Origin of the sequence: Arthrobacter sp. TB 26 (assembly GCF_000427315.1) — a bacterium.
Taxonomy (GTDB): Bacteria; Actinomycetota; Actinomycetes; order Actinomycetales; family Micrococcaceae; genus Arthrobacter.
On the sequence record NZ_AUPJ01000410.1, the window covers coordinates 1 to 10,299 of the forward strand.

A 10,299-nucleotide genomic window follows, 5' to 3' on the forward strand; every position below is an offset into this window, starting at 1 on the left:
GGGGGCTCCCGGCCCGGGCCGCCAGCATCGCGCTGGCCACCGCCATGCAGGAGTCCAAGATCCGGAATATTGGACACGGGGACCAGGCCGGCCCGGACTCCCGCGGCCTCTTCCAGCAGCGTCCCTCACAGGGCTGGGGCACCACGGAACAGGTCATGGACCCGCACCACGCGAGCAACGCCTTCTACGATGCCCTCGTGAAGATCCCGGACTACCAGGGGCTGGATATCACGGTCGCCGCGCAGCGGGTCCAGCGCTCGGCCTACCCGGACGCCTATGCCGAGCACGAGGCGATGGCCCGTGCGTTCGCCTCCTCGCTGACGGGCCAGACCGCCGCCGGCCTCGACTGCTCGCTGCGCGACCCCGACGCCGCGGGCGACCCGGCCGCCGTGCAGGAGCGGCTGACCGCCGACTTTGGCGTCATTCCTGCCTCCGCGGAGGGCCGCAGCCTCGTGCTGGAAGCCGAGGGCACCCAGGCGTGGGCCGTCGCGCAGTGGGCGGTTGCCAACGCCAAGGCCCTCTCCGTCACGGAAGTCCAGGTGGACGGTCGCAGCTGGATACGGAAGGACCGCAACGGCTGGGAGCCCGCCGCGGTACCGGCGGGACAAGTCAGGGTCACCGTCGCCGAGGCCCCGGCGCAGTAGGCGGACGTCACTGCCGGATCCCGCCCGGGACTGGCCGGACTCAGACCAGCAGGTCCACTACGGGCTGCACGTAGCTGCGGAACAGTTCCGGCTCCGACAGCAGATCCGAGCTCATAATGATCTTGTCCGGCTCCAGGTACCAGGCCCGCGGCTCGGCGAGGGGCAGTTCGATGATGGTCAAGGTGAAATCATTGGCGGCGCGCCCCACCTCGAGCAGCCGGTCGTCCACCATGTCCTGCAGCAGTTGCACCCCGCCGGCGGCTTCGCGCTCGGCCTCCAACGCCAGGTACTCGCCGCGGCGTTCCCGGGCCCAGGACAGCGCGGCACCAAAATGAGCCTGCAGCACCCGCCGGAGGGCGGGGGAATTTCCGAAGTCACGGAAGCCAGGCGGACCCAGTTCCGGCGACATCTCGGGATGCGCCTTGAGGAGCTGCTCCCACCACGCTTCCCACTCCGTCCTGAGCGCGCTGAGACCGCCCACCTCCGCAATGAGGTGCGAATGGTCCGCAGGCCGGATCTTCGGCGCCGCGTGGGACAGTGCCGGATGCCCCGCGCTGTCCAGGCCGGCGGCGTCGCGAACGTAAAGTGCAATGAGCATGGGACCCGAAGTGTCCATGGTGATCCGCCAGCCCGGCCCGCCTGTGTGGTGCATCCAATTGCCTCCTTGGCAAGACGTACGTCTCCAGTGTATTCCTCAAGTTAACGCGCGTTAATGGCTGCCGGCGTAGCTGCCCAGTCCGGTGAGATGGGACTCCAGCACATCGCTGCACATCTGCGCGGTCATCCATTCGGGCTGCAGCAGGGCGTGCATGGTCAGCCCGTCCAGGGTGGCCAGCAGCCGCTCCGCCTCGGTGACCAGACGCTGCTGGTCCATTGGCGCGCCGGTTTCGGTGTCAACCGCGGACGACAGTTCCATAACGAGCCGCCCGACGATCGCGGCCACGGCCCGGTGGCTCCGGTCGGCTTCCCGGGCGAGGAACGGCTTGGTCCTCGCCGCGTTCTTGAACGCCATCCAGACACAGGCGTCGACGGCGCGTTCCTCGTCCAGGGGAAGGAACTCGCCCAGCAGGGTTAACACGCCCTGATGGTGTTCCGGGGTCCCCGGCCGCGTCCCGGCAAGGCGCTCGTCGGCTGACGCCAGCCTGCCGACGACCCGGTCCACAACCACCCCGAACGAATGGGCCAGGAGTTCGTCGCTGCTGGCGAAGTAATGCCGGACGGATCCGACAGCCAGTTCCGCCTCGTCGGCGACCTCGCGCAGCGACGCCCGTTCAAGTCCGTCTGCTGCGACGATCCGGAAGACCGCTTCGACCACTTCCTGGCGCCGGATTGCGGCGTCGACAAATTTGGGCATTAGTCTTTTTTAGCACGGATGTGCCCGCACGACGCCGGGGCACACCGGCGGCCAGCTTCCCTCCTTGGCCGGTGGCCATAACCGTCCCTTGGCGCCCTGCCCCCGGAGAGAGAAAAACGACGCCGGCCGCCCACCCTGTGAGGTGAGCGGCCGGCGTCGTACTTCCTGAGTGCGTTACACCGAGGGGTAGTTGCGCTCCGGCTCGCCGATGTAGAGCTGGCGCGGGCGGCCGATCTTGGTGTTGGGGTCGCTGATCATTTCACGCCACTGCGCGATCCAGCCCGGAAGCCGGCCGATTGCGAAGAGCACGGTGAACATCTTCTCCGGGAAGCCCATGGCCTTGTAGATCAGGCCGGTGTAGAAGTCCACGTTCGGGTAGAGCTTGCGCTGGATGAAGTAGTCATCGTTCAGTGCCTTCTCTTCGAGGCGCAGGGCGATCTCCAGAAGCTCGTCGTTGCCGCCGAGCTTCGTGAGAATCTCGTGGGCCGTGGCCTTGACGATCTTGGCGCGCGGGTCGTAGTTCTTATAGACGCGGTGTCCGAAGCCCATCAGCCGGACGCCGTCCTCCTTGTTCTTGACCTTCTCCATGTAGTCCTCGGGCTTGGTGCCGTCGGCCTGGATCTGGCGCAGCATCTTCAGTACGGCCTCGTTGGCGCCACCGTGGGCGGGGCCGAAGAGGGCGTTGATGCCTGCCGACACGGAGGCGAAGAGGTTCGCGTTCGAGGATCCGACCAGCCGGACCGTGGAGGTCGAGCAGTTCTGCTCGTGGTCGGCGTGCAGGATGAGGAGCAGATCCAGCGCCTTGGCGACGACCGGGTCCACCTCGTACTGCTCGGCCGGCAGGCCGAAGCTCAAGCGGAGGAAGTTCTCCACGAGATTGTGGGAGTTGTCCGGGTAGAGCATGGGCTGGCCGATGCTCTTCTTCAAGGCGTACGCGGCGATGACCGGCATCTTGGCCAGCAGGCGGTAGGTGGAGACCTCCACCTGCTCGGCGTTGAAGGGATCCAGCGAGTCCTGGTAGAACGTGGACAGTGCGGACACGGCCGAGGACAGCACCGGCATCGGGTGGGCGTCGCGCGGGAAGCCGCTGAAGAAGCCCTTCAGTTCTTCGTGCAGCAGGGTGTGGTGGCGGATCCGCTGGTCGAAGGCTTCCAGCTCAGTGGCGGTCGGCAGGTTGCCGTAGATCAGCAGGAAAGAAACTTCCAGGAAGCTCGAGTGCTGCGCGAGCTGCTCGATCGGGTAGCCGCGGTACCGCAGGACACCGGCGTCGCCGTCGATGTAGGTGATGGCGGAGGTGGTTGCTGCGGTGTTCATGAATCCGGGGTCAAAGGCAACGGCACCGGTCTGCTTCAGCAGCTTGGAAACGTCGTAGCCTTCGTTTCCTTCTACAACCTTGATGCGCGGGAGTTCGAGCTCGCCGCCGGCATGGCGCAGGGTTGCGCTGGTGGTCTCAGTCATGGAGTCTCCTCTGAGGCATCGGGGCCTCTGTAGAAAGCTGGTCCAACTTCTGGTGAAGCCGCCCACGGAACCTGTTTTAGCCACAAATTCCAACGGCTGCGCTGCCTTCTTGTGGAAAGCCACCATTGATAGTCAGTTAAAAACTACCGGCAGATTCCGGGTGGCACTAATCCAAGGCCATCCCTAGCCGCCTAAAACACGCCAGTTGTGGCACGTGTCACAGCATTGTTACGGCCCCGTGGCCAGACGGGCGGCTGCAGCGTCGATCCGCTCATCGCTTGCCGTCAGCGCCACGCGGATGAATCCGTTGCCGGCGTCACCGTAAAACACGCCGGGGCCGACGACAATCCCGCGGTCCGCGAGCCGGCCGACCGTCTCCCAGGTGCCCTCGCCTGCGGTCGCCCACAGGTATAGCCCGGCCCGGGATTCGTGGATAGTCAGTCCGAAGCGCTCCAGTGCCGGCACGATCCGTTCCCGGCGGCCGCGGTAGAGGTCCTTCTGCGTCTGCACGTGGGCATCGTCTCCGAGGGCGACGCGCATGGCTTCCTGCACCGGGTACGGAACGATCATCCCCGCGTGCTTGCGGCTGTTGACCAGGTTCGCCATGATGGCGGGGTCGCCGGCCACGAAGGCGGCGCGGTATCCGGCCAGGTTGGACTGTTTGCTCAGCGAGTACACGGCCAGGAGGCCCTCATGGGATCCCTCTGCGACCTCCGGGTCCAGGATGCTGGGCACCGGGGCTCCGCCGCGCTGGACGTCCCATTCACCCCAGCCGAGCTCGGCATAGCACTCGTCCGAGGCCACGACGGCGCCGAGCCCGCGGGCCTGCCGGACGATGCGGCGCAGCGATTCGGCGTCGCGGACGCTGCCGGTGGGGTTCGCCGGGGAGTTGACCCAGACCAGCCGCACCCGGGCACGCGTGGCGGCGTCGAGCTCATCCAGGTCGTCCGCGGCGATGTGCCCGGCACCGGCGAACGTGGCGCCGATGTCGTAGGTGGGGTAGGCGACCGTGGGGCGGACGACGACGTCGCCCGGCTTGAGGCCGAGCAGGAACGGGAGCCAGGCCACCAGTTCCTTGGAGCCCACGGTGGGCATAATGTCCCGCGGATCGAGTCCGGGCACCCCGCGGCGTCGTTCAAACCAGGCCGCAATCGCTTCGCGGAGCCCGGCCGTGCCGTGGACCGTGGGGTAGCCGGGGGCGTTCGCCGCCGCGCGCAGGGCCTCCTGGACCACGTCGGGGGTGTCATCCACCGGGGTCCCGATCGACAGGTTAGCGACTCCCCCGGGGTGTTCGGCTGCCCTGGCGAGATACGGCGCCATGGCTTCCCACGGGTAGTCGGGCAGGCTGAGGCCGAAGCTGCGCAGCGCAGATGTCACCGGCGCTCCGCCCTAGTTCTCTTGGTTCTGCGGCGGCAGGGCGGCGATCATGGGGTGGTCGGTATGGGTGTTGCCGACCTTCGCGGCCCCGCCCGGGGACCCCAGAACATCGAAGAATTCGACGTTGGCTTTGTAGTAGTCGGCCCATTCCTCGGGGGTGTCGTCCTCGTAGTAGATGGCTTCGACGGGGCAAACCGGCTCGCAGGCACCGCAGTCCACGCACTCGTCGGGGTGGATGTACAGGGAACGCTCACCCTCGTAGATGCAATCGACGGGGCACTCTTCAATACATGCCTTGTCTTTGACATCTACACACGGCTGCGCGATTACGTACGTCACGTCCCTGGCCTCTCCACGTTGGTTCCGGCAAAGGCCGGATAACTGCCCCCGGCCTGAGCGCCGGGCTGCTGACTTCTGAGCCTATTATCTCCCAGCCGGTTCCCGCGAACCTAGCCGGGCGTCACACGGGCCCGCCCTATTGAATCTAGCCGACCTAGTATGAACAGGTGAGTTCATCGATGCCTGCGCCCCAAGAGTTCCTGGCTGCCGCCGCGCCTGGAACCCGGGTGGTGGTCCGGTACCGGATTGAGGACGGGCTCACGGACGCCCTGGGTGAGCTTGTGGCGTGCACCGCGGACGCGTGCACCATCCGCACCCGCCGTTCCGACGTCGTGATCCCGCTGCCGCTGGTGGTGGCCGCCAAGCAGGTCCCGCCGCCCCCGCCGCGCCGCAGGCCCGCTGGACATGCCCTCCCCGAGCCGTGACCAATGGACATGCCCTCCCCGAGCCGTGACCAATGGACATATAGCCTCTATGTCCAATCCCGGCCGCGACCGGTGGACATGCCCAGCGGTCCTGTGAGTAAAGGGTGGACATGCCCTCACTGTCCCGGCCAAACCTCGGCCCGCCCACCGAATCCAGCCCCAGCCAGCCCGCCTCTGGACAGGACCTCCCCTGGCCCGCGCCAATGAACATATGGCCGCCATGTCCATTCCCGGCCGCCTGCATAGGACATGTCCCTGACGTCACGCCGGCGAACGCTGGACATGTCCACTGCTAGGCGGCAACGGAGATCCTTTTGAGGGCCTCGCGGACCATGGCGATGAACTCCTCGGGCCGGTTCAGCAGTAACGAATAGCTGACGACAAGGATCGGGATCCCGCGCCTGGTTGTCACGTTCCACCGGCGCCGGTCCTCCTCGAAGCTTGTCCGGTCCATATGGAAGCCTGCACCGTCCGTCTCAATGCCAAGCCTGCCGTCGACCATCAGATCAATGTGGCCCATTCCCGGGATGTTGACCTGGGACTCCACTTGGAAACCGGCCCTCCGCAGCCAGTACCGCGCCATGCACTCGATGATTGACTGCGATTGCGGGACGATCCTGGCCACCATTCTGCGTTCCCTCACATCATTGCGGCCCGCCAGCCGCTGCCGCAGCACGGAGAGCGGCAGGCCTTTGAGGGCGACGGCGGACTCGGCAATCACCAGACCGTCCAGCTCCGGCAGGCATCGCAGGCACTGCACGACAGTGTCCAGCAGGGTGGGCGGCGCAGCGGACCGGTGGCAAACGAACCCTGGGTAGGTGCGGCTGTGGGTTACCGCAATGTGAGGTTGTGCAGGCGGCTCAAGAACCCAGAGACCCTGGAATTGGGCCGCTGTGGCACACGCGGGCTCCGCCGGCAGCGACCGGATGGCGATGAGCCCGACGTCGGCGTCGGCGACAGCGTAGACGCCGCGGGCCACCCGGGAGACAGTGCCCGAGGCCAGGGCCGACTTCAGCTGGAAGTCCGAGACGCCCGCGGCGGCGAGGTATTTGGCGCGCACGACGCCGTCGTAGTTTGAAAGCACTTCCGTGATTTTGACCATGCGGACATCGTGACGCCGGAAGAAGCAGTCCAAACAGGGTCGTGTACCGCTATGTGCAAAAGGGCATGCCCCTCGTCGCGGCCCGGCCCGGCCCGGGACAGATTTCCGCGGTCAGGACTGGCCAGGTCCTGAGATCAAGGACTGCGCATGTCCCCCGGACAATGCAGCGGAGGGACATAGTGCCGCTATGCCCACCCGCGGCCTCGAAGAATGAGCATGTCCCCCGCGGAGGTCGGAACGCGAAAAATGGGCATGTCCCCCGGCTGGTGCAGCGGAGGGACATAGTGCCGCTATGCCCACCCGCGGCCTCGAAGAATGAGCATGTCCCCCGCGGAGGTCGGAACGCGAAAAATGGGCATGTCCCCCGGCTGGTGCAGCGGAGGGACATAGTGCCGCTATGCCCACCCGCGGCCTCGAAGAATGAGCATGTCCCGCGGGCGGGGACGAAGAATGGGCATGTCCCGCGGTTGGGCGGGGCGGGTAGTGCGAGGCACCTGCGTCTAGGCCCGGGCTGGCCGGTAGCGCCGGCACCAGGCCAGCATGCCTATGGTGACCACCGCGATGCCGTAGATCCAGAGATTCCCGGCCAGGTCGCCAATGATCAGGCGCCTGCCGTTCTCCGGGGTGGACCACCAGCCGGCCAGCGCATAGCAGACGATGCCGCAGGCCGCCGTCGGAAGCGCGGAGCGGAACATGGCGCCGAGCCACAGTTCGACGGCGCCCAGCAGCACCAGGGCGGCGGCGGCACCCCACGGCACCCCGACGCCGGCGACCAGGACGTCCTGCCCGTGCAGGGCGGTACCCGCGAGGGCAACAAAAAGAGCTGCCGGCACGGCGGCGGATATACCGCCTGCCATACCGGCAGCTCTCTTATTCACAAATGACCCGTTGTTTCAGTGCAGAACGCTGGAACTAGACCTTCGCGCGGGCCCGGTTGGACTTGGCGCGCTGGTTGACGTCCAGGATGAGCTTCCGGATGCGGATGGATTCCGGGGTGACCTCGACGCACTCGTCTTCACGGGCGAATTCGAGCGACTCTTCGAGGGTCAGGTCGCGCGGGGGCGTCAGGTTCTCGAAGGTGTCGGAGGAAGCGGCACGCATGTTGGTGAGCTTCTTTTCCTTGGTGATGTTGACGTCCATGTCATCGGCGCGGGAGTTCTCGCCGACGATCTGGCCCTCGTAGACCTCGGAGGTGGGCCGGACGAAGAAGGAGCCGCGCTCCTGCAGGTTGATCATGGCAAACGGCGTCACAACACCGGCGCGGTCGGCGATCATCGAACCGTTGGTGCGGTATTCGATGGGGCCGGCCCAGGGCTCGTAGCCCTCGGAGATGGAAGCTGCGATGCCAGCGCCGCGGGTGTCCGTGAGGAACTTGGTGCGGAACCCGATCAGGCCACGGGCCGGGACGATGAACTCCATGCGGCACCAGCCGGTGCCGTGGTTGGCCATGTTGGTCATGCGGCCCTTGCGGGCGGCCATGAGCTGCGTGACGGCGCCGAGGTACTCTTCCGGCACGTCGATGGTCATGTGCTCCATCGGCTCGTGGACCTTGCCGTCGACGAGCTTGGTAACAACCTGCGGCTTGCCAACGGTCAGCTCGAAGCCTTCGCGGCGCATCTGCTCAACCAGGATGGCCAGCGCGAGCTCGCCACGTCCCTGGACTTCCCACGCATCCGGGCGCTCGGTCGGGAGCACCTTGATGGAGACGTTACCGATCAGTTCCTTGTCGAGCCGGTCCTTGACCTGGCGGGCCGTGACCTTGGCACCCTTGACCCGGCCGGCCAGCGGCGAGGTGTTGATGCCGATGGTCATGGAGATGGCCGGATCGTCGACGGTGATCAGCGGCAGCGGCTGCGGGTTGTCGACGTCGGTCAGGGTCTCACCGATGGTGATTTCCTCGATACCGGCGACGGCGACGATCTCGCCGGGGCCGGCGGACTCGGTCGGGACGCGGTCCAGTGCCTTGGTGGCCAGCAGTTCGGTGATCTTGACGTTCTTCAGTTCGCCGTTGGCGCGGGCCCACGCAACGGTCTGGCCCTTGCGCAGGGTGCCGTTGTAGATACGCAGCAGCGCCAGGCGGCCGAGGAACGGCGAGGCATCCAGGTTGGTGACGTGCGCCTGGAGGACACCGTTCGGGTTGTAGGTCGGTGCCGGGATGTGCTCGATGATGGCCTTGAAGAGCGGCTCGAGGTCCTCGTTGTCGGGAGCCGAACCGTCGGCGGGCTGATCGAGGGACGCCCGGCCGACCTTGGCGGCGGCGTAAACGACCGGGACGTTGAGGATCTTGTCCAGGTCCAGGTCCGGAACTTCGTCGGCGAGGTCAGAGGCCAGGCCCAGGAGCAGGTCCATGGACTCGTGGACAACTTCTTCGATCCGGGCGTCAGGACGGTCGGTCTTGTTGACCAGGAGGATCACCGGCAGGTGGGCGGCGAGGGCCTTGCGGAGGACGAAGCGGGTCTGGGGCAGCGGGCCCTCAGAAGCGTCAACAAGGAGGACGACGCCGTCGACCATCGACAGGCCGCGCTCGACCTCGCCACCGAAGTCGGCGTGGCCCGGGGTGTCAATGACGTTGATGGTGATGGTCTCGCCCTGGGAGGACGGTCCGTTGTAGGCCACGGTGGTGTTCTTGGCCAGGATAGTGATGCCCTTTTCGCGCTCGAGGTCGCCGGAGTCCATGACCCGGTCTTCGAGGTGGTTGTGCGCGGCAAAGGAGTTGGTCTGCTTGAGCATGGCGTCGACCAGAGTGGTCTTGCCGTGGTCAACGTGGGCCACGATCGCGACGTTGCGCAGGTCACTGCGCGATGCAGTGGCTACCGCGGTGTTGGTGGTGGTTTCAGACATGCGTTATTGCTCGATTCAGTGGTGAAGTCAGCTGTTGTATCGCGACATTTCCAACCGGAACGCACGACGGATACGCCCCTTTGGCACAGGGCACCTTCATCCATTCTAAACGCTTGGGCATTTATTGGCCTAAAATCCGTCATTCCGGCAGATGAGGCGGGGGCAGTCAGGACGGGAGAACACGGCCCTGGTGTGAGTAAAGTCACTGGATTTTCCGGCCTGCATGCCCCATCATTGCTGGGACAGCAACGCCAGCCCGGAGACATTAATGCGCAACGCCTCGGCTCTGTCCCGCATGGTCGCACCGATGATCGCCGTAGGCATCCTTGTTGGCGGCTGCGGACAGACTCCCCCCGCCCGTACCGCGGACCCCCGCTCGACAGCCGGCAACGGCATCTACGGCCAGTCCGTTCCTGTACCCGCAGGGGCTTCCGGCGCGCCGATGGCTGCAGGCTGGAACGTCACCACGAAACTTCCCCCGTCAACCGCCCCGGACAGCATGCCGGCGGGCACGGTCTACCGGAATCCTGCCAATGGCCGCAACGAGGTGGTGGTGGAGGACATCGCCAGGACCGCCGTGCTGATCGGTGATTCCCAGTCCGAGCCCGCTTCCTCCTGGCCCCGTAAAGCACTGGCGAGCCTGGGCTACCAGGTGCACTTCTGCGGCCTCGGCGGCACCGGCTTTGTCTCCTCCAACGGCGCGACCGGGAACTACATAGACGCCCTGCAGCGCGGCGACTGGCTGCTCCCCTACGGCTC

At 66.2% G+C, this 10,299-nt stretch carries 10 protein-coding genes and 1 pseudogene; 3 read left to right on the top strand and 8 right to left on the bottom strand.

Annotation, left to right across the window (positions count from 1 at the left end; genetic code table 11):
- Positions 1–644 (top strand): hypothetical protein (locus K789_RS0115790; protein WP_024367600.1); only part of this gene is annotated, 644 nt, incomplete at its 5' end.
- Positions 645–684: 40 nt separating this feature from the next.
- Here the strand turns inward: K789_RS0115790 and K789_RS0115795 are convergent.
- The 5 genes from K789_RS0115795 to fdxA form a co-directional block, all read right to left on the bottom strand.
- Positions 685–1,296 (bottom strand): hypothetical protein, encoded by a 612-nt coding sequence (locus K789_RS0115795; protein WP_024367601.1) that lies wholly within the window; start codon positions 1,294–1,296, stop codon positions 685–687.
- Between the two features lie 57 nt (positions 1,297–1,353).
- Entirely contained in the window at positions 1,354–1,998 is a 645-nt protein-coding gene (locus K789_RS0115800; RefSeq protein ID WP_024367602.1) for a TetR/AcrR family transcriptional regulator, read from the bottom strand.
- 174 nt (positions 1,999–2,172) lie between these two features.
- Positions 2,173–3,456 (bottom strand): citrate synthase, encoded by a 1,284-nt coding sequence (locus K789_RS0115805; protein ID WP_029705150.1) that lies wholly within the window; start codon positions 3,454–3,456, stop codon positions 2,173–2,175.
- A 228-nt stretch (positions 3,457–3,684) separates the two neighbouring features.
- Positions 3,685–4,833: a succinyldiaminopimelate transaminase gene (gene dapC, locus K789_RS0115810; RefSeq protein ID WP_024367603.1), complete on the bottom strand. Its 1,149-nt coding sequence runs from the start codon at positions 4,831–4,833 to the stop codon at positions 3,685–3,687.
- Positions 4,834–4,845: 12 nt separating this feature from the next.
- Entirely contained in the window at positions 4,846–5,172 is a 327-nt protein-coding gene (fdxA, locus tag K789_RS0115815) for a ferredoxin (RefSeq protein WP_024367604.1), read from the bottom strand.
- A gap of 179 nt (positions 5,173–5,351) precedes the next feature.
- On the opposite strand from fdxA, the gene K789_RS23305 reads away from it, so the two are divergent.
- Positions 5,352–5,597, top strand: a complete 246-nt coding sequence (locus K789_RS23305) for a hypothetical protein (protein ID WP_051181107.1) — start codon at positions 5,352–5,354, stop codon at positions 5,595–5,597.
- 292 nt (positions 5,598–5,889) lie between these two features.
- On the opposite strand, the gene K789_RS0115825 is transcribed toward K789_RS23305, so the two are convergent.
- The 3 genes from K789_RS0115825 to typA all read right to left on the bottom strand — a co-directional run bounded on the left by K789_RS0115825 (position 5,890) and on the right by typA (position 9,540).
- Positions 5,890–6,699, bottom strand: coding sequence for a type IV toxin-antitoxin system AbiEi family antitoxin domain-containing protein (locus tag K789_RS0115825; protein ID WP_024367606.1), 810 nt, complete (start codon positions 6,697–6,699; stop codon positions 5,890–5,892).
- A 500-nt stretch (positions 6,700–7,199) separates the two neighbouring features.
- The gene (locus K789_RS0115830; protein WP_051181109.1) at positions 7,200–7,556 is read right to left on the bottom strand and encodes a hypothetical protein; all 357 of its coding nucleotides are present in this window, start codon (positions 7,554–7,556) and stop codon (positions 7,200–7,202) included.
- A 55-nt stretch (positions 7,557–7,611) separates the two neighbouring features.
- A complete protein-coding gene (typA, locus tag K789_RS0115835) occupies positions 7,612–9,540 on the bottom strand; it encodes a translational GTPase TypA (RefSeq protein ID WP_024367608.1) in 1,929 nt (642 codons plus the stop codon).
- A gap of 268 nt (positions 9,541–9,808) precedes the next feature.
- Here typA and K789_RS25700 point away from each other — a divergent pair.
- Positions 9,809–10,299 (top strand): annotated as a pseudogene (locus K789_RS25700) (SGNH/GDSL hydrolase family protein); the annotation flags it as partial.

Coding starts and splice junctions, on each gene's coding strand:
- K789_RS0115805 (WP_029705150.1), bottom strand. CDS start 3,456: ATGACTGAGACCACCAGCGCAACCCTGCGCCATGCCGGCGGCGAGCTC.
- K789_RS0115825 (WP_024367606.1), bottom strand. CDS start 6,699: ATGGTCAAAATCACGGAAGTGCTTTCAAACTACGACGGCGTCGTGCGC.
- K789_RS23305 (WP_051181107.1), top strand. CDS start 5,352: ATGCCTGCGCCCCAAGAGTTCCTGGCTGCCGCCGCGCCTGGAACCCGG.
- K789_RS0115830 (WP_051181109.1), bottom strand. CDS start 7,556: ATGGCAGGCGGTATATCCGCCGCCGTGCCGGCAGCTCTTTTTGTTGCC.
- typA (WP_024367608.1), bottom strand. CDS start 9,540: ATGTCTGAAACCACCACCAACACCGCGGTAGCCACTGCATCGCGCAGT.
- K789_RS0115800 (WP_024367602.1), bottom strand. CDS start 1,998: ATGCCCAAATTTGTCGACGCCGCAATCCGGCGCCAGGAAGTGGTCGAA.
- K789_RS0115795 (WP_024367601.1), bottom strand. CDS start 1,296: ATGCACCACACAGGCGGGCCGGGCTGGCGGATCACCATGGACACTTCG.